17 protein-coding genes are annotated in these 20972 nt (G+C 57.6%); 10 read left to right on the forward strand and 7 right to left on the reverse strand.

What is annotated here, in order from left to right:
* The 5 genes from VG146_17975 to VG146_17995 form a co-directional block, all read left to right on the forward strand.
* A partial coding sequence (locus VG146_17975; GenBank protein HEV2394243.1) for a hypothetical protein occupies positions 1-356 on the forward strand: 356 nt, incomplete at its 5' end.
* On the forward strand, positions 353-808 hold the full coding sequence (locus VG146_17980; GenBank protein HEV2394244.1) for a bifunctional nuclease domain-containing protein: 456 nt from the start codon (positions 353-355) through the stop codon (positions 806-808). The genes VG146_17975 and VG146_17980, both read left to right, overlap by 4 nt.
* A gap of 3 nt (positions 809-811) precedes the next feature.
* On the forward strand, positions 812-1945 hold the full coding sequence (holA, locus tag VG146_17985) for a DNA polymerase III subunit delta (protein HEV2394245.1): 1134 nt from the start codon (positions 812-814) through the stop codon (positions 1943-1945).
* Positions 1942-2475, forward strand: coding sequence for an STAS domain-containing protein (locus VG146_17990; GenBank protein ID HEV2394246.1), 534 nt, complete (start codon positions 1942-1944; stop codon positions 2473-2475). Before holA ends, VG146_17990 begins: the two co-directional genes overlap by 4 nt.
* Positions 2476-2491: 16 nt before the next feature.
* Complete coding sequence (locus tag VG146_17995) at positions 2492-3595, forward strand: alcohol dehydrogenase catalytic domain-containing protein (GenBank protein ID HEV2394247.1); 1104 nt, start codon at positions 2492-2494, stop codon at positions 3593-3595.
* On the opposite strand, the gene VG146_18000 is transcribed toward VG146_17995, so the two are convergent.
* Positions 3592-6717: a PA14 domain-containing protein gene (locus tag VG146_18000; GenBank protein HEV2394248.1), complete on the reverse strand. Its 3126-nt coding sequence runs from the start codon at positions 6715-6717 to the stop codon at positions 3592-3594. The genes VG146_17995 and VG146_18000 overlap by 4 nt on opposite strands.
* A gap of 454 nt (positions 6718-7171) precedes the next feature.
* Between VG146_18000 and VG146_18005 the strand changes: the two genes are divergently transcribed.
* Both VG146_18005 and VG146_18010 read left to right on the forward strand, forming a co-directional pair.
* Positions 7172-7546, forward strand: coding sequence for a hypothetical protein (locus tag VG146_18005; protein ID HEV2394249.1), 375 nt, complete (start codon positions 7172-7174; stop codon positions 7544-7546).
* A 440-nt stretch (positions 7547-7986) separates the two neighbouring features.
* Positions 7987-9156: a hypothetical protein gene (locus tag VG146_18010; GenBank protein ID HEV2394250.1), complete on the forward strand. Its 1170-nt coding sequence runs from the start codon at positions 7987-7989 to the stop codon at positions 9154-9156.
* A gap of 122 nt (positions 9157-9278) precedes the next feature.
* On the opposite strand, the gene VG146_18015 is transcribed toward VG146_18010, so the two are convergent.
* The 3 genes from VG146_18015 to VG146_18025 all read right to left on the reverse strand — a co-directional run bounded on the left by VG146_18015 (position 9279) and on the right by VG146_18025 (position 15914).
* A complete protein-coding gene (locus VG146_18015) occupies positions 9279-10277 on the reverse strand; it encodes a dihydroorotate dehydrogenase-like protein (GenBank protein ID HEV2394251.1) in 999 nt (332 codons plus the stop codon).
* Positions 10278-10282: 5 nt separating this feature from the next.
* Positions 10283-13978 (reverse strand): pyruvate:ferredoxin (flavodoxin) oxidoreductase, encoded by a 3696-nt coding sequence (gene nifJ, locus VG146_18020; protein ID HEV2394252.1) that lies wholly within the window; start codon positions 13976-13978, stop codon positions 10283-10285.
* Between the two features lie 103 nt (positions 13979-14081).
* Positions 14082-15914, reverse strand: coding sequence for a chloride channel protein (locus tag VG146_18025; GenBank protein ID HEV2394253.1), 1833 nt, complete (start codon positions 15912-15914; stop codon positions 14082-14084).
* A gap of 288 nt (positions 15915-16202) precedes the next feature.
* Between VG146_18025 and VG146_18030 the strand changes: the two genes are divergently transcribed.
* The 3 genes from VG146_18030 to VG146_18040 all read left to right on the forward strand — a co-directional run bounded on the left by VG146_18030 (position 16203) and on the right by VG146_18040 (position 18505).
* On the forward strand, positions 16203-16973 hold the full coding sequence (locus VG146_18030) for a sigma-70 family RNA polymerase sigma factor (GenBank protein HEV2394254.1): 771 nt from the start codon (positions 16203-16205) through the stop codon (positions 16971-16973).
* 72 nt (positions 16974-17045) lie between these two features.
* The gene (locus VG146_18035; GenBank protein HEV2394255.1) at positions 17046-17954 is read left to right on the forward strand and encodes a serine/threonine-protein kinase; all 909 of its coding nucleotides are present in this window, start codon (positions 17046-17048) and stop codon (positions 17952-17954) included.
* A gap of 59 nt (positions 17955-18013) precedes the next feature.
* The gene (locus tag VG146_18040; protein HEV2394256.1) at positions 18014-18505 is read left to right on the forward strand and encodes a hypothetical protein; all 492 of its coding nucleotides are present in this window, start codon (positions 18014-18016) and stop codon (positions 18503-18505) included.
* 95 nt (positions 18506-18600) lie between these two features.
* On the opposite strand, the gene VG146_18045 is transcribed toward VG146_18040, so the two are convergent.
* The 3 genes from VG146_18045 to VG146_18055 all read right to left on the reverse strand — a co-directional run bounded on the left by VG146_18045 (position 18601) and on the right by VG146_18055 (position 20947).
* Positions 18601-19476 (reverse strand): hypothetical protein, encoded by an 876-nt coding sequence (locus VG146_18045; GenBank protein ID HEV2394257.1) that lies wholly within the window; start codon positions 19474-19476, stop codon positions 18601-18603.
* 420 nt (positions 19477-19896) lie between these two features.
* Positions 19897-20298, reverse strand: a complete 402-nt coding sequence (locus VG146_18050; GenBank protein ID HEV2394258.1) for a hypothetical protein — start codon at positions 20296-20298, stop codon at positions 19897-19899.
* A gap of 22 nt (positions 20299-20320) precedes the next feature.
* On the reverse strand, positions 20321-20947 hold the full coding sequence (locus tag VG146_18055) for a hypothetical protein (protein ID HEV2394259.1): 627 nt from the start codon (positions 20945-20947) through the stop codon (positions 20321-20323).
* Positions 20948-20972 lie beyond the last annotated feature (25 nt).

The raw sequence follows: 20972 nt of genomic DNA on the forward strand, positions 1-20972 counted from the left end.
CGATGGAAGTAGTGGACGTCGGAGCGCAGGTGGCTGGCCGCATCCAGTCCTTCGGAACCGACACGGAAGGCAAACCGGTTGATTACGGCTCGGTAGTCGAGCAAGGAGCGGTGTTGGCAAAAATAGACGACTCAGTCTATGGAGCCGACCTCGCCGTGGCCAAGGCGCAGCTCGAGCAGGCCGCCGCCGGGGAAATGAGCGCCGCCGCAAATCTCGAGCAGATAAAGGCAAAACGCGTTCAAGCCGATGCAGAATGGAGACGGTCGCAGGTGCTCTACGATTCCAAATTGATTGCTTGCGGGCCTGCAGGCGCGGGACTTGTTTTTTCAGATTTGCGCAATAAACTGTGGGTATGAAGAACGATGTTGTGCCGGTTCAAATACGCGGAATCCTGCCGGCGAACAGCGGGTGCGCGCTGTTTGTGGGCAATGACGAAAAGGTATTCGTCATTAACGTCGAGCCGAACATGGGCGCCATCATCGGCATGTTTCTGCGGGAAACCCCCAAAGAGCGCCCTCTGACGCATGACCTCATTCAAAGCATCTTTAAGGGCTTCAGCATCAATGTCGAGCGGGTCGTCATTACCGAATTGCGCAATTCCACGTATTTTGCGCGCCTCATCTTGCAGCAGCAAAACGAACTCGCTCGGAAGATCGTCGAAATCGACGCGCGCCCAAGCGATTGCCTGGCCCTGGCGACAGCGCAGAAGAAGCCGATTTACGTGGCCTCATCGCTCTTCGAGCAGGTCGAGGACATGAGCGAGGTGCTCGACCGCATCAATGAGAGCGGCAGCGCCGAGGCCGAGTAGGACATGCCTGCTGCCGTTGCCAGGAATACCGCTCCTTTCCTGCTGGTCTGCGGGGAGGATGAGTTTGCCGTCAAGCGGCGGGCCAAGGAGATTTACCTCGAGTGGACTCAGGAACTGGGAGGAATGGACCATGAAATCATCAACGGCACGGTCTCGAATAGCGGCGAGGCCCTGAAGGCCCTTGGCCGCCTGAGGGAATCCATCCAGACCCTGCCATTTTTCGGAAGCGCCAAAGTTATTTGGCTGCAGAATTGCAATTTCCTGGGTGACGAGCGGGCAGCCACCGCCCAGGCGGTGACCGAAGCCCTCAGTAGCCTGGCTCAGGAACTCAAGGAGTTCTCGTGGGAATCGGTTCGGCTGCTCGTCAGCGCCACGAAAACTGACAAACGGAAAGTGTTTTATAAAACCGCCGATAAAATCGGCAAGGTCGAGAGTTTCGCCGGGTGGTCTGTGGATGATCGGGACTGGGCCGAGCAGGCGGAGGTTTGGGCCAGGCGAGGGTTGCGAAGCCGTGGCAAGGAGGTTTCCGACGAAGCGCTAGCCGAATTGGTCAGCCGGGTCGGGCCCAATGCGCGCCAACTTGATAATGAAATCGAGAAAGTGGCGCTGTACGTGGGCGACCGCAAGGAGGTCAGACTAGAAGATGTAATGGACATCTGCACGCAGAACAAGACGGCCCGTGCCTTCGCGCTGGGTGACGCCCTGGGCGACCGGGATTTGCCTCGTTTGCTGCGCCGGCTGGACGAGGAGTTGTGGGAAGTAAAGCTGGACCCGCAAAAATCGGAGATCGGCCTTCTCTATGGACTGATCTCGAAAATTCGGGCGATGCTTCTACTCAAAGAAATGGTGCGCGAAGGTTGGGTGAAGCCCGATGTCGATTATGGCCGCTTCAAGGCTCAACTTGAACGGGTGCCGGCGGAGCAAATGCCGCAGGACCGGCGTCTCAATCCATTGTCTATCAATCCGTATGTGCTGTACAAGGCCCTGCCGCAGACCAAGCGCTACACCCAGGCGGAATTGGTGCGGGCAATGGAAGTTTTGTTGAACTGCAACCAACAGTTGGTTTCCAGCGGGCTCGATGAATCATTGGTGCTGCAACAGGCCTTGGTCCAGGTCGCAGGAAGCGGGCTTGTATGAGCACACCGTCAGCCCGAATGCTTGTGTTGGTGGGAGAGCGCTTTGCCTGCATTAAGATTCAGGGCCGGGCAAATTTTTCTTCCAGCATCGATTTCAGGACGCTGCTCAATGAGCTGCATCAAAAGGGCTACAATTATTTCGTGCTCGACCTTTCCGAGTGCCTGCTGATGGATAGCACCTTCCTAGGTGTGTTGGCCGGATTCGGTCTCAAAATGCGGACTGGACCGAAGGAAGCTTCGGTCCCGCAAATCGAGTTGATGAATCCCAATGCGCGGATTACGGAGTTGCTGGAAAACCTGGGTGTTCTTCACCTCTTTAGGGTTAATCAGGGCTCTTTGCCCAAGTGCGCCGAGGCCCCGGCCCCGGAAGCGGCCTCTTCCACCCGCGAAGAGGTCACGCGCGCCTGCCTCGAGGCCCATGAGATTTTGATGGCGATAAACCCCCAAAACATCTCAAAGTTCAAAGACCTCACCCAATTCCTGGCTGAGGACCTGAAGAAAATGAGCGCAGGCCGCCAGGAGGGGGCTTAATCGCACAATCGCAATTATGCGCGCTCAGGCAGCCATCGCGGATGGTCATGGCCGCTTCACCCTCGAAAGCATTGAGGTGGCAAACCCTGTCCAAGACGAGGTTCTCGTCGAAATCCGTGCAGCAGGGATTTGCCACACAGACCACGCGTCGTTGAACTGGAAGAGGCCCCTGGTGATGGGCCACGAAGGGGCCGGCGTGGTCCGGGCCGTGGGCCCTTTGGTTCGGCATGTCCGTTCCGGGGATGCCGTTGTCTTGAATTGGGCGGTTCCTTGTGGGGCCTGTTTCCAATGCCTGCGCGGCGAGGCCGTCTTATGCGAAGAGAGCAGACCCGCTTATGTGATGGAACAATCCAGCGCCCATGCCCATCCGGAAGGAACCTTTTGGAACGGAAGACCGGTCGAACGGTCCTTCAATCTCGGGACCCTCTCGAGCCTGGCCCTGGTGCGCGCCCCGGCCGTTACCTTGCTGCCACCCGATGTGCCCTTTACCTCGGCGTGCATCGTCGGTTGCGGTGTCATGACCGGTTTTGGCTCCGCAATTAATGTGGCCAAGATTGTGCCGGGGAGTTCAGTGGCTGTTATCGGCTGCGGCGGTGTGGGACTCAACATTATTCAGGCGGCGCGCTTGAGCGGCGCCGAGCGCATCGTGGCTATTGATTTGAGCCAATCCCGGCTCGACCAGGCCAAGCGCTTTGGCGCAACAGACACCCTGGTCGCCGGCTCATTGGATGCTCAATTCGAGGGGCTGACCCGGAAAGTCAAAGCGATGACAGGCGGGCGCGGCGTGGATTACGCATTCGAAGCGACCGCGGCGCCCGCGATGGCCTTTGCCCCGCTGCGCCTGGCGCGCAATGGCGGCATGGCCCTGCAGGTCAGCGGCATCAACGAGGCCGTCTCGGTGCCGATGCCCTGGTTTATGTGGAACAAAACCTACGTAACACCTCTCTATGGCAACTGCGTGCCGGGCCGCGATTTTCCGAAGATTTTCGAATATTACCGCAGGGGCCAGCTCAAGCTGGATGAGCTGATCACCCGGACCTATGCCCTCGAAAACCTGGCCGATGCCCTCGATGACATGATTGCGGGCCGCAACGCCAAGGGCGTTATCGAGTTCCGCTAGTGTGCCAACCGGTAGAACCGTTGTTGGACGGAGGGAACTATGGTTACGGTCACTTGTCCACCGCTGGTAACCTGGGTTCCAGTCGCCGGGCTCCACGAGACTGGCGGGGTCAGGCTGTCGGTATATTCAAGCTGATTCGTGGAGGTTGAATCCGGCCATGAAACCACAAGGCTGTTGTTGGCGCTGATGAGTTTAATTGGAGGGGGCAGCACGGTGAATTGAACAGCAGCCGACGTGGTCATTAGGCCCACATTATCTGTCGCCTGCGCCGTCAGGCTGTATTGTCCAGCACCCAGATTTGTCCAAACCAGGTCGTAAGGGGCCAAGGAGGCCTGTCCCAGACGGTTGGTCCCGTTCCAATAAGTGACCCCGCTGATCGCCCCATCGTCCGAAGCAAACACACGCAGCGTGAGGTTTGTAGGCGCCACAAAAACATCGTTATTGGCGGGGGATGTGATGGCGACGGTAGGCGGGGCATCCACGGTGACCGTGACGGAATTAGTGGCGGTAAGCCCGTGATTCTCGGTTGCCACAGCAGAGAGGATGTAAACACCAGGGTTCACATTGAACAGGCTGACTGAATAAGGCGGTGTGATCGCAGTCGCCAGCAAGGAGGAATTCTTATAAAAGTCCACATTTGTCACGGTGCCATCCAGGTCCGAAACCGCTGTCTGAATGGTGATGTTTGCCGGGGCCGCGAAAAGAGTGCTGTTGGTGGGAGCGGTGATGGTGACAGTGGGCGGTGCGTTGGTGCTCCAGGGGTAAAGTTGAGTTTGAGGAATAATGGCCAGAGCTGTCGAGGGGCTGGCCCAGGACAACGTAGCCGAAGCGCTGCCGCCATGTTCGTAGTAGGCCATGACGATATCGTAACGATGGCCTGCCGTTAGATTGATCGTGCCAGTCCAAGCCGTGGCGCCCTGATCCTGCCATTTATTGATGATATTCTGGCCGTTGACCCACAACCGGACGCCATCATCTGTGACTGTCTGAAATGTGTAGGTCTCAGAAAATTCTGGCTGAACTTTCCCTGACCAGACGGCAGTGAAATCGTCCACCGAGATGCTTGGGTCCGGGGAACCGCTCCCCCAATTAAAGTTAACCGTCGGGTCGATGCGCACCAGAGTCGGCGTTCCGTTGGTGGTCATGAGCTGATTGGACCAATACTGCCCCGTCAAACCGCTGCCGTGCCCAACCACCAGGCTGTCAATAAAAGTCGCGCTCGCAACGGGACTATCAACCAGGCCCGTTTTAGTAGCAAATGCCTTCACGGCCCCGGAGTTGGTGACAACAAATGGAGCCGTATAAAGGGTGGACTGCGCTGTCGGGGTCGAACCGTCCAGCGTGAAGTAGATGGAAGAGCCGGGCGTAGTGCTCGATAAGGTGACCGTCGCGGAATTGGTGAAAACACCACCATTAGGAGAAATACTGGGCGTGGCGACCCATCCGGCTGCCAGGCCAAAGGCGGCGACCTGATAAGCCGAGCCGACGTACACCTTCCCATTCACAACAGTAGGCACGGTAAATTTAACGGCGACGCCTAATTGGTCGCGGGCGCCCGCCATCGAGCTGTTGTAGAGTTCGGTTGCCAGATTGGCAGCGTTATAGGCATGAAGCACGCTGGAACCGCCGCTGTTATAGCCATCGGTTTGCAGCGCCCAAGCGATAGCATTACCGGTTCCGTTGGCCGAAATGACCGGCGTCGCCCCCGGAAAACCATAGCCATTGGACGCTTTCGACGTGGGGGTGCTCACCAGCAATCCGCCGGAGAACTGAAAGGCCTTCATCACATCGCCGCTCCCGAGATAATAAATCTGATTGTTAAAATAGGCAGGCGAACTCCACGTGCCATTGATTGCCCCGGAGACTTCCTGGACAATCTGGCTGTCATTGAGCGGATTGAAATGACCCATGTTGTCCCGGTCGAGCAGGTAAATGAGCCCTTGCTTTCCACAGCCCACCAGCAAGTGCGGATGCAAGGCGCCGCCCACTGAATCCGGCAGAACCAAATTGCCGCCTGAGCCCAGGTCAGTATCGCCGTTGTTCAGGTTGGTTTCGTTAAAAGGGGTGAAATAATCGACCATCTGAAGTCCGCTGCCGGTCGAGACTTTGACGAAGCTGTCGCCCAAACTGTAATTGTTCGGGTTCGCATAGTTTGTGTTGAAGGTGCCGTTGCCGGTTTCAAAGTAGATGTTGCCCGAACTGTCCACCGCCGGGCCATTGCCGCTCTGCCAAATGCCGGTTAAACCGCCATTGGGGCAGGTGTTATAGACGGCGACATTCTGCAGCGTCGATGCGCTATAACCCAGGACCCATCCATGATAAGGGCCGTTATCCCCATGAGAGGCAAAAGCAATGTAAACCACGCCATTGAGCAACAGAAGCGCCGGGCGGTTCATCTGCCGCAGGGCATTAAAATGAACGACACCACTTTGGTTGCCGTCGCCGGTGCCGGCCACCGAGGGCCCTGAAACGTAGGTATAATTCCCGTTAAAAATCGTATCGCCAATGACCGCCGGGCCTCCGAACTTCTCCGCGCCAGTCGTGATGTCGAGCGCGTGCAACCGCTGCACGTAATGCGAAGAGCCGCTGATAACCTCCTTGGTCTTGGCCACCACGTAAATTGTGCCGGTATTGGTATCGATGACCGGCGTGCTGGTAACGCCAACCTCGGGCACAATATCGCCGGTGTTGACATCACCGTTGGGAACTGAAGTGACGTTATTGCCGTTAGTGAAGCTGACCTGCCAGAGAGGGACCGAATTTGATCCGGCAGCGGTGTCGGCATCAAAGGCATAAACGCTGTCATGTTGCGTGGCCACGAAAATCACGTTGTGGGCGCCTTTGGCCGGAATGGCGACGCTCGGAACATAGAGCGGCTCGGCATAGACGTAACCGTCCACCGCGTGGGAAAAAAGCCGGCCAAAGGTGGTGGTATTGACGTTGGCTGGCGTGAGGGTTGTTTCGTTGGTGTTTTGCCCCCACCGGGCATTGTCGTAATGATAGGTCCAAACCGCCGCGGGGGCGGCAGAGGAACAAACAGGGGAGCTAACGGCGAGGATGGAAAAAATGAAAAAGCCGAGAGCACAACGAGGGATGGAACAGGGACACATCATGAGTCGCATACACCGATCACAGTAGTCGATTGACAATACTTTGGCAAGGAGCGCTGATTATTGAAATGATTTTGGTGAATGGGGTTCGGCGGAAGAACCTCTCAGGGCGATTGAAAAGCAGGAAAGACCCAAAAGAAGATAACGAGCCACATCCGCGAACACCCGGAATAGGTCATCGCGGTAACGCTGGCCTGCGCGCTGCCAGGCTCCTTGAATGGATTGAGTTTCCCAGGGACACCGCGAGGGAGCCGGCATAGGAGCCTGTGTCAAGCGGGAGAGATAAAAAATACCCACTTGAGTTTTGCTTGCGGTTTAAGCATTGCGCAGCATATTGGCATCAACGTGAATTGCACGGGGGCGCGCGACCCGGGCAGAATTTTTTGCAGATCGAAAGGATTAGCCGGTTATGAAGGTTCGAAAAAACGGGTCGCGCGTGTTGTGGTATGAAAGTTTCGGGTTTGGTTTGATCCTGCTGCTCTCTTGGCTGAATGAGGCGGTGGACTTGCCGCACTTGCTTATTGGCGGGGAGGCTCACATGTCCAAATGGCGGTCCGGTGCGATGGAGACCGTTCTCATTCTTCTGATCTGGGCCTTCGTGCATTCACTGACAAAGCGGCTGGTGGACCGCCTGCACTATCTGGAAGGCATGCTGCGCGTTTGCGCCTGGTGCCGCAAGGTCGGCTATGGCGAGAAATGGATGCGCCTGGAAGAGTATTTCGCCGAAGGCTTCCAAGTCCGCACGACCCATGGTGTTTGTCCTGAGTGCCTGAAAAAGCTGGAAGATGACACCAAAGAATTCCATCGCGCGCAACTTCAGGCTCAGCCGAAAGCTGGCTGAGAACGAGCCTCCCAGAGCTGCTCAATCGCTTGGAGCCGCTCCGCCACCGGCATTTTGTCAATTGGGATGACTCGCGCGGTTGAGAGGTGCATCCCACAACAAATATGCAAATGCCTGCCCCATCTGAAAGGAGCGCGGTTTTACGAGTGCGCATAGCTTAGCTGTCCCAGTTGGCTCAAGAGCACGGCGGTCTCCCTGAATTTCGAGGACAAAAATGCTTGTCCTTGCGGCTGGTGCGCGTTTTGGATTTCAGATTTTGACCATGGATCGGGTCCTTCTTTGCTTGGCTTCTTTTCTCGCTTCCGAAACAGAAGGCTGTATGGGGTCGTTGCTGCTGCGCTTTTAGGGCGGCACCTCCATTGAGCAACTCGATCAACCGAGGTTGGTTTGATGCGTGCATCGTGGGGAGGAGTGAAACCGGAGGTTACAAGGAGGGCTTGATGAATGCTGAAGAAAGATTTGGGTCCAGTTCTTCGACAAACGGCCATGCGCTTGAACTCGAGCGAGACGAGTCAAGCGGTGCGACGCCGCCCGAGCAGCAACCCGAGATAAGGATCGGAAAGGCGCCGGTCCCCGCCGAGATAGGCGGTCGAGCCACCACCATCGAGCTCTTCACGATGTCTTTGGGTGAAGAGGCCATTTATTTGGCGCCTCTCAAAACCTGGAGCCAGTTGGACATTTTCAAGTGGCGCGTTCAGGGAAAGCTCCCCGGCACGCCGCTCGGTTTGGAGATTGCTGCCGACCACGTAAAGATTGCTGATCAAATCGTAGCCATCAACGACTCGGATGGCTGTCAGAAATTGGAACGGGCTTTCAATGAGTGGCTGGCGCTCGAACGCCAGGCGCTGGAAACAGCCAAACAAAAGGCCCAAGCCACCGCAGCCCCGAATCCCTCGCCATCCGCAAAAGAGCACCCATTCCGGTTTCACGTCGAACTCGACAAGGCCGGCCAGCGGCACATCCAGTGCCTGGATGGCAAGGAGACCGTCGCGAGCGTCGCTGTCACGGTTCCCGGCCTCAACAGTCTGATCAACCAGGGTTTGATGCGCAAACCCGGCGCCTGGAAAATAGGCGCGCTGCGCGATTGGGTCGAACTGGACGGCGAGGTATTTCATCTTAAGGACGGTGGCGACGACGACGCGAGGCTCGAACAGGCGCTGAACGAGAGATACGTCCCCAAGGCGGACCCGGGCGCGGCGCCGGACGTGCTGGTTTTTGCCAACCCGGCCTCGCCGAGCGGCTTTGATATTGAATTCCCCGCTGTGGTGAGCGGGTTGGCGGACAATCGCAAACGGCATTTGGACCCCCAAGCGATGGAATTGCTTTCAGACCCTCGGCAATCCCGTGTTCTGCGAAAAGGGATTCTTGTGAAGCTGGCCCCGCCCAACCTGGTTTTTAAACAGCAGTTGTCCGATGGCACGGAACGTCCTTTGGATCAAGTCCCGGAGAACACGCTTTTGGTGACGGGCGCGGACGGACAGGGCAAGACCATCGATTTGAGTCAGCCCGTGAGCCACCTCGGGCTGGGTCCCACGGAGTTGACGGCGATTTTCAATCACCCCGCCATTAACCGCCGGGCCAGGTTGCGCGAACAGAGCCTGGGCGAATAGCGAGAGGAGATTTTCGTGAAACGTTGTCGGTGATAATATCGCCAGCGATTGGAGGCGAGACGCGCGAATTCGACCGCATTCAATATCCCGTTGCTATCCCGCGTTTGCTTTTGCCTGGACGCTTACTTCGCGGCGGGCAGGCGGGAGATGGCCCGCATGTATTGGGCGCGCTCGAAGGCGCTGGGGTCGGCGCAGTTTTTCTGGCTGAGGCTGCCTTTGAGTTGAGTGACCGATGTGTATTCATGCTCTTCCATCCAGGCGACCATGTCGCGTTCGATGACCCCAATTTGCCGCACGCCATGGCGGATGATGGCCGAGCAGAGCATCGTCACGTCCGCCCCTGCCATGAGCATCTTGAGGACATCCGAAGCGCGGTGGATGCCGCTGGTAGCGGCGAGGCTGGCCCGCAGTTTGCCGTAGAGCAAAGCAATCCAGCGCAGCGGCAGGCGCATGGCCATCGGTGTGCTCAGGAGAATGTTGGGTTTGATTTCCAGGGTTTCGAGGTCAATGTCAGGCTGATAAAACCGGTTGAAGAGCACCAAGCCATTAGCCCCTGCCTTGTCGAGACGCTTGGCCATATTGGCGAAGTTGGTGAAAAAGGGGCTGAGCTTGACCGCTACAGGGATACTCACGGCGGCCCTAACGGCTTTCACAATGGCGATGTAATTCTGCTCGATGCGGGTAGATGTCAATTCCACGTCGGTGGGGATATAGTAGATGTTCAGTTCGAGGGCATCGGCGCCCGCCTCCTGGACACCCTTGGCATACTCAGTCCATCCGCCGCCCGAGGAGCAATTCAGGCTGGCTATGACAGGAATGGCCACCGCCGCCTTGGCCTTGGAGATGTGCTTGAGGTATTCGTCTGGTCCGAGTCGGAACTCTTCCGGCTCCGGGAAATAAGTCAGGGCTTCCGGAGTGCTGAAGGTGCCCTGTTCGAGGTTCTTGGCTAGCTCGGCACTCTCCTGCCGGAGTTGTTCTTCAAAAAGCGAATAGAGGACAACCGCCGAGGCTCCGTTGTCTTCCATTTGTTTAATGGAGTCGATCTCCTCGGACAACGGAGAAGCGGCCAGAACGAGCGGGGTGCGCAGTTTGAGGCCGAGATAAGTAGTGGATAGGTCCATAGGTTTTATGGATGCTGATCGATGGATGCCTGGGGTTTGGATGCTGCCGCCGGAGCGGTGGCTGGTTTCAAATCACGCCCGGCCATGAATTGATAATGTTTCCAACGGCGGTCGGCATCGGCTTGAGCCTGGGTGAAGAGGCGCCGCGCATCCTCCGGTTTGCTCTTGGTGAGCATTTTGAATCGGTTCTCGGAGAGCAAATAGTCCTGCACCTTGGCCTTGGCAGCCGGTGAATCGAGCTGAAGCGGGTTTTCGCCGCGATCCGTTCTGCGGGGGTCGAAGCGGTAGAGCAGCCATTGGCCGGACTCGACGGCGAGTTTCTGCTGGCGCGCGCCGATGCCGGCATCCAGGGCGATGCCGTGGGCAATGCAATGGCTGTAAGCGATGATCAGCGAGGGACCGGGGTAAGACTCTGCTTCCAAGAATGCCTTGAGGGTATGTTCATCTTTATGCCCCATAGCAACGCTGGCCACGTAGATATGCCCGTATGTCATGGCAATTAGACCCAGGTCTTTCTTGCCGCCTGGTTTGCCGCCGGCGGCAAACTTCGCCACGGCGCCGCGTGGGGTCGATTTCGAGCATTGACCACCCGTATTCGAATAGACCTCGGTATCGAGCACCAGGACGTTCACATCCCTGCCGCTGGCCAGAACATGGTCCAGGCCGCCATAACCGATGTCATACGCCCAGCCGTCCCCGCCAATTATCCAAACACTTTTGCGTACAAGCTGGTCGGCCAGCGGTAGGAGCAATTTGGCTCCAGGCCCGTCGATGGTGTGGAGTTTTGCTTTCAGTGCGGCGACTCGCTCGCGTTGATCGTAAATGCCGGCCTCATCGGCCTGGATGGCCTCCAGGATGCCGGCCACCAGGTCTTGCCCGATTGTCCCCGCCAATTTCCGAAGAAGTTCACCGGCCATTTCCTTCTGCTTGTCGATAGAGACACGGAAACCGAGGCCGAACTCGGCATTATCCTCGAAGAGGGAATTGCACCAGGTCGGTCCCCTGCCCTGCGCATTTTTGGCATAAGGTGTCGTCGGCAAATTGCCGCCATAAATTGAAGAACAGCCGGTGGCATTGGCGATGACAGCGCGGTCGCCGAATAACTGGGTCAACAGCTTCAGATAAGGCGTCTCACCGCAGCCGGCGCAGGCCCCGGAGAACTCGAAGAGCGGTTGCATGACCTGTTGCTGGCGCAAGGTGGTGAGTTTGAGCTTGCGCCGATCGAACTCCGGCAGCCCGAGGAAGAAATCCCAATTCTCGCGCTCCTGCAGGCGCAATGGGGCTTGAGGGCGCATATTGATCGCCTTGAGTTTGCTCTCGGTCTTATTGCGAGCGGGACACACCTCGACGCACAAGGTGCAGCCGGTGCAGTCTTCCGCCGCAACTTGCAACGTCCACTTCATCCCCTTCCATTCCGGAGCGCGGGCATCGGTGGATTTAAAATCAGCCGGGGCTGTGGCCAGGTCTTTGGGTTCATAGACCTTGGCGCGGATGGTGGCATGGGGGCAGATGGCAACGCATTTCATGCATTGGATGCACACCACCGGGTCCCACACGGGAATCTCGAGGGCCAGATTGCGCTTTTCGTACTGCGCTGTAGCCGTGGGGAAAGTGCCGTCGCATGAAAAGGCGCTGACGGGCAGATCATCGCCGCGCCCGCCGGCCAAAGCGCCCAGCACCGTGCGGACATAAGGCGGCGCATTTTGAGTAACGCCCGGCAGAAGGGGCCCGGTCCCGTTGACCGAACTAGTGGGCGACACTTCGTGCAGATGGGCTAGTGTGTTATCCACCGCCTTGAGGTTCATTTGGACGACCTCCTCGCCCTTCCTGCCGTAGGTCTTGCGAATGGATTCTTTGATGGCGTCAATGGCCTCAGCCTTAGGCAGAACGCCTGAAAGCGCGAAGAAGCACACCTGCATGATGGTATTAATGCGCCCACCCATTCCGCTGTCGCGAGCCACGCGGGTGGCGTCAATGACATAGAGGCGGGCCTTGCGATCAATCAAGGTTTGCTGGACCGGGGTTGGCAATCGCGCCCAGACTTCGTCCTTGGAGAATGGCGTATTGAGCAGAAGAGTCCCGCCGGGGACAAGGTTCCTGGCCATTTCATAGCGTTCGAGGAACACCGGTTGATGGCAGGCAACGAAGTTGGCCTTGGTGATGAGGTAGGTGGAGCGAATCGGCTCGGGGCCAAAGCGCAGATGGGAGACAGTCATGGACCCGGATTTTTTCGAGTCATAGACGAAATACCCCTGGGCAAAGTTTGGAGTCTCTTCACCGATAATTTTTATCGAATTCTTGTTGGCGCCCACCGTCCCATCAGCGCCCAGGCCGTAGAACATCGCCCGGATGACGTGGTCCGGTTCGGTGGAAAAGTCCTCATCCCAGGGGAGGCTGGTATGAGACACGTCGTCGGTGATACCGACGGTGAAGTGGTTCTTGGGAGCCGCTTGCTTGAGGTTGTCGAAAACGGCCTTCACCATTGCGGGTGTAAATTCTTTCGAGGACAGGCCGTAGCGGCCACCAAAGACCTTCGGCAAACCCTTGAGCCGGCCCCAGCCACTGGCCTGGGCCTCGAACAACGCGGCGATGACATCCTGATAGAGCGGTTCGCCTGAGGCACCCGGCTCCTTGGTGCGGTCCAGCACCGCGATGGATTTAACGCTCGCCGGCAAAGATTCGACGAACCGTTTGCCGTCGAATGGCCGGTACAACCGGACTTTAACCAAACCGATTTTCTCGCCGCGTTTGGCGAGGTGCTCGACTGCCTCGTGAGCTGCTTCGCAACCGGAGCCCATCAGCACCAAAACGCGTTCGGCATCCGGCGCGCCAACATATTCGAAGAGTTCATAGTGCCGGCCCACGCGCGCGCCAAACTCCTTCATGACCTTCTCGGTGATGTCCGCGCAGGCGGCGTAGAATGGGTTGACGGTCTCGCGGGCCTGGAAAAAGGCATCCGGGTTTTGGGCCGTGCCGCGGAGCACTGGCCGGTCGGGAGTCATGGCGCGCCCGCGATGGGCAGCGATCAATTCGTCATCAATCAGGGCGGCTAAATCGTCCTTGGACAGAAGCTGAATCTTCGAGACCTCGTGTGAGGTGCGAAAGCCGTCAAAGAAATGAACGAAGGGAATGCGTGAGCGGAGCGAAGCGGCCTGGGAAATCAATGCGAAGTCCATTGTCTCTTGAACGGAGGCGGCGGCGAGCATGCCCCACCCAGTCGAGCGGCAGGCCATGACGTCGCTGTGATCGCCAAAGATCGAAAGGGCGTGGGTGGCCACCGTCCGGGCAGTTACGTGGAAAACCGTCGGCAGCAGTTCACCGGCAATTTTGAACATGTTGGGGATCATCAACAGCAGACCTTGGGAAGCGGTGAAGGTGGTGCTGAGGGTCCCGGTTTGCAGCGCGCCATGCACAGCCCCCACCGCGCCGCCTTCGCTTTGCATCTCGACAATAGCCGGGATGGTGTCCCAGAGATTGGTTTTGCCCTCGGAAGCCCATTGGTCGCACCACTCGGCGATAGGCGAGGAGGGGGTGATGGGATAAATTGCCATTACCTCATTGAGCTGATAGGCAACGTACGCAGCCGCTTCGTTCCCATCGAGGGTCTTGAAATGCGCCGGCGTGGCCTTGTGCCCCTTGCTATTAGGCTGGACGGCGGGTTCGGCACGACGTTTGTTGAGAACGGGTGAGGTCTTATTCATAGCCATTAAAGATAAGGTAATTGTGCGCCCGGTTGCTGGACCGGACTTCACCCTCTTTGGCAAAAGTTCACCCTATTTTGCGGGAGCCTGAACTTTTATTGTGTCACTCGATATCCGCCTCGATTGGTTCTGTTTCCGAGGCATTGAGGGCCTGTCGGTTGGCGCGCGCTTCCTTGGCTCTTTCCAGAGCGGCCCAGAGCCCGGAGCGGGTTATCAACCCGATAGGGCAATCGGGATTTTTACGCGTCACCACAGGCAGATTGCCGACATCTTTGGCCGCAAATCGCTTTAAGATGATAAACAGGTCTTCATCAGGATAAGCCGCGCTGGATTCAAGCAGCCGCAGGTCCTTGGCACGGACGGATTGTTGCTGTTGTTGTGGCAGCCGGTGTATGGCCAGCAGCGTGATGCGACCGGAGAGCTTATTCTCTTCGACCACCGGCAGGCTGGCTAAACCGTAATCGCCCATCAAAGTCATTGCTTCAGCCACGGGCGCATTGGCGTGGACATAAACCGGCAAGTGGATCATCACGTCAGCGGTCTTAACTCGCCGAAGGGCGATGGGCTCGAACTCATCGGCGTGGAACGGCGAGGCCAGGCGGTTATCGACCTGGGCGGAAAAAATCGTTCTCTTTCCCGAAAGAATGAACGCGGTGACCACGGCGAACATCGCCGGGGCTAACAGGCCATAGCCACCCGTCATCTCCGAAATCATGATGATGGTTGAAATCGGCGCTTTGGCTGACGCCGCAAAAAAGGCAATCATCCCGACAATTGCGTAAATGCCGGGATAAGGCACGACGGATGGGAAAAGGTACGCTGCTCCGTAACCGAAGGCGCCTCCGAACATTCCCCCCGTAACCACGCTCGGTCCGAAGACGCCGCCTGAATTGCCGGAGCCGAGAGTCAATGACGCCCCCACGATTTCGGCGATCGCCGCTCCAAGCAGCAATAAAGGCGGCAACATATGCACATTCTGAGAGATAGCAAATTGCGCCCAACCGTATCCCGTTCCAATTACCGACGGAAAGACGAGTCCGATGAGGCCCGTGCAACCGCCGCCAATGGCGGTCGCGACCCATAACGGGAAGCGTTTGAAAAACTTCTCAATGCGGAAAAAGACAGCAAACAAAAATCGAGCGAGCAGGGCGCAGCCGACTCCCAGGAGGGCAAAGAGGACCAGGGACAAGGGGTGGTCAAATTGAGTTGCTTGAATCGGCAGATCGAAAATGGGCTGAAACCCGGTAGCACCTCCAACAATCGTGTAACCGATGACGGACGCTATCAGACCTGGCACCAGCGCTTCGACTTCGAAATCTTCTTTATAAAAAATCTCCGCGGCAATAATCGCGCCCGCCAGCGGCGCTTTGAATATAGCGGCAATTCCGGCCCCCAATCCTGCAGCAAGGGCAAGGTTGCGTTCTCGCGCGGTGAGTTTAAGAGCGCCGGCAATACTGGCTCCGGTCGTGGCCCCGATCTGAGCGATTGGGCCTTCGCGTCCTGAAGTCAGCCCTCCGCCAATGGTGATGGCCGACGTAATCAGTTTAAAGAGGGAGATTTTAAAACTGAGTTTCTCGTTATTGTGAAATGCGCGAATTGCCGCATTCGTGCCAATGCCGGCAGTCTGGGGGGCGAATTTCCAAGTCAGCAGTCCCCCGACCAAACCGGCTGCTGTGGTCACCAGCGGGAGCAGCCACGGACGGCTCACATGAAACGTGTAATGGCTCACGGCGCCTTCCCCGCCGGGAAGCGGCGGCGTGTAGCCGACAATCGAGCCAAGAAGGGATTGAGTAATCAGGTGAATCGACCAACTTAATGCCAAGGCCCCCAGCCCGGCGCCGATGCCAATCAGGATTCCAATAAATCCCCATTTCCTCAGGAACGTGGCGCCCTGGCCAAGTTCCGGAATATGCTTAAACCAACGTTGTTCAATCATCCGCTTCGACATATCACCTGTAAAATCCGCAATGGCTGCCCAACTTTCGGCGTCACGGTAATTAAAGGAGGTCACCCCTGCACGGTAAATCAGGCTACAGCCGGCGCTTCGCCAAGTTCCGGCTGCTGGCTTTAGAACCTGTTTTAGTGTGTCATTGTCAGGCGCACAAAACGGATTCTTATAACAGCGTAGAGGATACGGTTTGGTGAGGAGGAAGCGCTGTTGGCCCGTTGGCCCTTGGCCTATTGACCATTGTGACGATGGCGTTGGGAAGGTATTCTCAGGGCTGTGAACGATGGGTCAAACGAGGATTCTTCAACCGCGCCGCCCGGCGTCAGAGGCCGAAGCCCGGTCTTTGTCACCACGCATTGGTCACTGGTGCTGACGGCGCGGGGCAACGATTCCACCCAGGCGGCTTTGGCACTGGCCAGCCTGTGCCAAACTTATTGGTATCCTCTGTACGCCTACGTGCGCCGCCGCGGTTACCCAACAGAGGATGCGCAGGATTTGACCCAGGAGTTTTTTGCGCGTCTGCTGGGGGAATGCTGGCTGACTCAGGCCGATCCCCAGCGCGGACGCTTTCGCACTTTCCTCTTGAGCGCCATGAGCCATTTCCTGGCCAATGAATGGGACAAGGCTCGCGCGCAAAAGCGCGGCGGCGGCGTTCAATTGGTTCCACTGCAGCTCGATGCGGCTGAAACACGTTACGGCAAGGAACCGGCCGACGCCTTCACTCCCGAGCAAGCCTATGAGCGGCGGTGGGCGGTGACCCTGCTGGATGAGGTGTTGGCGCGGCTCCAAAATGAGTGCGCCTCGGAAGGCGACTCCCAACTGTTTGAGACGCTCAAGCCGTGCCTGGCCGGTGAGAGCGGCCATCAACCTTACGCGGCTCTGGCCAGCAAACTGCGGCTTTCGGAGGGGGCAGTCAAAGTCGCGGTGCACCGGCTGCGCCAGCGGTTCCGAAAGCTGTTGCGGCAGGAAATTGCCAACACAGTCCTTAGGCCGGAAGAGGTGGATGAAGAGATGCACCATCTTTTTGCCGTGCTGGCAGGCCGATAATTCCGAAGCCCGAGAACGTTTTCCTGTAACCTCGTTGCCTGGTTTCTTAAGAACCAGGTAGAAAGGTCAAATATGGATACCTTGCGAATATGTCCGAGTTGCGGGAAACCGTTAGCCGCCGATGCGCCGCAAGGCATCTGCCCGGAGTGCCTGATGAAAGCGGGAATGGGCAGCACGGCCGGCGCGCCGGCCAGTGGCCGAGGGTTCGTGCCGCCAAGCGTGCATGATATTGCTCAACTGTTTCCTCAATTGGAGATTCTGGAAGTGATTGGGCACGGAGGGATGGGCGCCGTGTATAGAGCGCGCCAGCCGGGCCTGGACCGGCTCGTAGCGCTCAAGATCCTGCCGCCCCGCCCCGGAAACGACCTCGGATTTACGGATCGGTTTACCCGCGAGGCCCGCGCGCTGGCGAAGCTGAACCATCCCCACATCGTATCGGTTTATGATTTCGGCCAGGCAGCTGGTCTGCATTATTTCCTCATGGAGTACGTCGATGGGCCGAACCTGCGCCAGGTCGAGCAGTCCGGCAAGCTCACGCCCCGGCAAGCCCTCCAGATCATTCCACAAATCTGTGAGGCGCTCCAATTCGCGCATGATGAATGGATCGTCCACCGGGACATCAAACCCGAAAACGTTTTGTTGGATAAAAAGGGCCGGGTGAAAATTGCCGATTTCGGCCTGGCCATGATCATGAACCAGGCGCCACAGAATTTCAGGCTTACCGGCACACGAGATGTCATGGGCACGCCGCACTACATGGCGCCTGAACAAGTCGAGCATCCACAGGCAGTAGATCATCGCGCGGACATTTATTCTCTCGGCGTGGTCTTCTATGAAATGCTCACTGGGGAATTGCCACTGGGCCGTTTCGGACCGCCTTCTTCCCGGGGAGGGAATGTGAAGATTGACGTGCGACTGGTTGAAGGGCAGGGGAAGGTTTTCATAAAGGACCTTCGCCTCGAGGCGAACCGCCGCCTCTAATCCGTCTCTCCGACAACGTCACCCGTGTGGTCTTTCCGAAGCTCCAAAAACTCAAACGCATGAATACAATGAAATGCTCGCTCATCCTCCTGAGTTTGCTCGGCCCACTGATGGGAGCCGCTGCCGACCGCAAAACCGAAACCCTCAAGAGATTCTCGTCCTCAGACCGAACCATCTCCAAGGACCTGAAGTCCACTGAGGACCATGCGTGGCTTACAGACTGCCACAAGCCGCAGGTGATTCGGTTGTTCGAACTTGCCGACCCGGGAGTGGACCATTGCGTGGTGATCTATCGCGCCAAGATCAAAAGTGAAGCGCTGGACGGCCAGGCGTACCTGGAAATGTGGTGCCGTTTCGCAGGAAAAGGGGAGTTCTTTTCACGGGGCCTAATGCACCCAATCTCTGGCTCGAATGACTGGGCCTCGCACGAAACCCCTTTCTTTCTCAAAAAGGGAGAAAAGCCAGACCTGATCAAACTGAACCTTGTCGTTAAAGGCACAGGCAAGGTTTGGATAAAGGACGTGGAACTGCTTAAAGCGGCGGCGAAATGAGGCAGTTGCGGCTTAATGGTTCCTCTATAGTGGCTTGAACCCTGAGACCGAAAAAGGATGCGCTTCAGCTCTTAGCCGAGGATCAAGGGGAGTCTCTACTGGTTCACAGGCCATTTGCTCATGGGCACGAGCGATCCGTAAGGGTGCAACTCAGTCTTCTCGTCGCCAAAAAGAGACTCAGCAAAAGGCCCGATTTCTTTGGCGTCCAGTTGCCCCGCCGTCGAGTCCGGGGCAGCGGAGCGGAAATAGGCGATCTGGAACCAGTTTTTGATGAGCACCTTAAACTCCTGGATGCGGCTCATGGCCTCCTGGATAGTCTTGGTAGGACGAGAATCTTCGTTGCAACCCAGCGTCAGGGCGATGGCCATATCGACGGCCTGGCCGTAAATTGCGTCGTAACAAACGTCGTAAAAGCGCCCGCCGTACTCGACTACCTTGTGGTCGGTCCAGGCGTACACCGGCGCCAGTTTGTTGGTCTGAACATCGAACACATTGGGTTTTAGGCCGTGCACACCAGCCAGGGGGTGCATTGAATAAAAGCCGCCGTTCGAATTGGGGGCCCGTCGCGCATGCTCACCAGTCGGGCCGTTTGCCTCGGCGCCAGTCATCGCCTTTTCACCCACGTACACCTTGAGCTTAACGTCCGCCAGGCCGAAACCGTAGGGAGCTTTGGTCTCCAGCAACAGCTTGAAGGCGTTGGCCGCCGCTTGGCACTCGGCGTGGTACATGTCGCCATCGAGTATCGCGGCGGCCTTCTTGAGATCGCCGCAAGAGCGCGACGGAGTCCATTTCCAATTGAACGCCATGAGTTGTTCGTAGAATTCGTGGGTGATCTCCGGCAGGTGACCAGGGGACTTCCAGTTCTGCTGCTTGGCTTTGGCCATGACCGCCCCGCCGAGGGTCTTGCCCCACTGCGCGAGATCGGTCTCCACCGGTTTGAGGTTCTGCTGCAGGTTGCGATAGATGTTCATAGGTCAGCGCGCACCCGCAGTCTCCAGACCAACGGAAAGACGGTTACCTGCAGGATGGCTTTGGCGCGCCGAGGTCCTGAGCGCTTCGTCAATAAGGTAGAAAGGGTGCATGAGACGATTCTCATCAAAGGAGGTCCGGAAGTCAATTGTGCGCGCCGGTCGGCCTGCCGATAGTGTCTTAATTAAGACACTGCCCGCCGCTCAGGGTACAGGCGGTACCGTGCCAATAATCCCCTTCACGAGCTTCCCGGGCGAAGAGCTGCGCCGCGCCTTGCTCGAGGTTTGTGCAGATCCAGAAACAAACGTTGACTCCAGGTTTTACCGGGTTGTTTCTCCGTGAGGAGAACGGGATTTGTATGCGCAAAGCGAGTTGAGGCTGGGCAGACATTTGTTGTATGTCCGACACGCACCTTGACCGGCTTAAAACAGCAGTCGTTTGACGGCCTTGAAAACAGCTTCGTAGAAATTGCCGGCAAAGGGATGGGGACCGATAAATTTGACCGGGTTGCCGCCCCAGATGAAGGGGCGCAGGACCCAGCAAATCTGGCTGCCAAGAAACAGATTGCCAGCGAGCCAGGCAAACAGGACCTTCCAGGCCACCGCACGGCTCCCGGCCAGTTGACGCAGCAGGGGTAGTAACCGCACGTTTCCCAGGACCCCAGCGAAAGCGATAAACACGATCAACGTCAGTTGGAGCAAGGCATGCTCCGGCGCCCCGCCCTGGGTGGACGGGCCCCGCGCTGGAGTGTTCCAAACAATAAACAGACCAACCGGGCTGAACGCCCCGAGCACCAGGGCGGCATAGGCGAAGCTCACCAGCACCGCCGTCAGCGATTGCCGGAAGCTAATGAAAGATTACGATCCAAGTGTTTAGGCCGGCTTGCGAGCGGGCTTGCGAATGCGAAAAGGCTTGCGTCAGAAATCGCAACCCGAAGGCCGTGGCGATAAACCAGAACAGGAGGTCCAGCGCACCCATCCAGGCCACCGATTCGGTGGATTGCGAAAAAAGCCATGCCACCGGCGCGAAACCAATAAGCAAGATTGAAGTTAGGAGCAGCAGCCCGGCGACCAGGCCGCAGATCTCCGCCAGGCGCGCCTGCGAACCGCTCAAACAGGTGAAAATATACAGGCTGGGAAGACAGATCTGGGTGGATAACAGCAGGCCGATTGCGATCTTTACCGGCGCCGCCCAGAGCTGCGCACCCTGGGAAAAGGTGCCAACCACCAGTCCATAAATGAGGGTGCAACAGATTGCCGCGGCGCTCATCCCAACAATGAGACCACCCGGCCTGGCCTGGGCGACCTGATACATCACTCGCCGCGGCTGGCGCAGAATTGCCTCAACAGCGGCGAATGGACCCGAGATCGGGTCCCGCTCCTCGGGACGCGTGCCGAGCGGTTCGAGGCTTGCGCGCTGGGGCCCCTGAGTGTGAGGTGGAAGCTGAGGCGGAACGGCGTTGAGTTGGTCCATAACAATGTATTTTCCCGGTTAAAGA

The organism is Verrucomicrobiia bacterium (assembly GCA_035946615.1).
In the GTDB taxonomy this organism is placed as follows: domain Bacteria; phylum Verrucomicrobiota; class Verrucomicrobiia; order Limisphaerales; family UBA8199; genus DASYZB01.

Bases quoted from the DNA above. Each gene is read 5' to 3' on its own strand.
- VG146_18045 (HEV2394257.1), bottom strand. From the start codon at position 19,476: ATGAACATCTATCGCAACCTGCAGCAGAACCTCAAACCGGTGGAGACC.
- nifJ (HEV2394252.1), bottom strand. From the start codon at position 13,978: ATGAATAAGACCTCACCCGTTCTCAACAAACGTCGTGCCGAACCCGCC.
- VG146_18040 (HEV2394256.1), top strand. From the start codon at position 18,014: ATGAATACAATGAAATGCTCGCTCATCCTCCTGAGTTTGCTCGGCCCA.
- VG146_17980 (HEV2394244.1), top strand. From the start codon at position 353: ATGAAGAACGATGTTGTGCCGGTTCAAATACGCGGAATCCTGCCGGCG.
- VG146_17995 (HEV2394247.1), top strand. From the start codon at position 2,492: ATGCGCGCTCAGGCAGCCATCGCGGATGGTCATGGCCGCTTCACCCTC.
- VG146_18015 (HEV2394251.1), bottom strand. From the start codon at position 10,277: ATGGACCTATCCACTACTTATCTCGGCCTCAAACTGCGCACCCCGCTC.
- VG146_18025 (HEV2394253.1), bottom strand. From the start codon at position 15,914: ATGATTGAACAACGTTGGTTTAAGCATATTCCGGAACTTGGCCAGGGC.
- VG146_18010 (HEV2394250.1), top strand. From the start codon at position 7,987: ATGAATGCTGAAGAAAGATTTGGGTCCAGTTCTTCGACAAACGGCCAT.
- VG146_17990 (HEV2394246.1), top strand. From the start codon at position 1,942: ATGAGCACACCGTCAGCCCGAATGCTTGTGTTGGTGGGAGAGCGCTTT.
- VG146_18000 (HEV2394248.1), bottom strand. From the start codon at position 6,717: ATGCGACTCATGATGTGTCCCTGTTCCATCCCTCGTTGTGCTCTCGGC.
- VG146_18035 (HEV2394255.1), top strand. From the start codon at position 17,046: ATGGATACCTTGCGAATATGTCCGAGTTGCGGGAAACCGTTAGCCGCC.
- holA (HEV2394245.1), top strand. From the start codon at position 812: ATGCCTGCTGCCGTTGCCAGGAATACCGCTCCTTTCCTGCTGGTCTGC.
- VG146_18055 (HEV2394259.1), bottom strand. From the start codon at position 20,947: ATGGACCAACTCAACGCCGTTCCGCCTCAGCTTCCACCTCACACTCAG.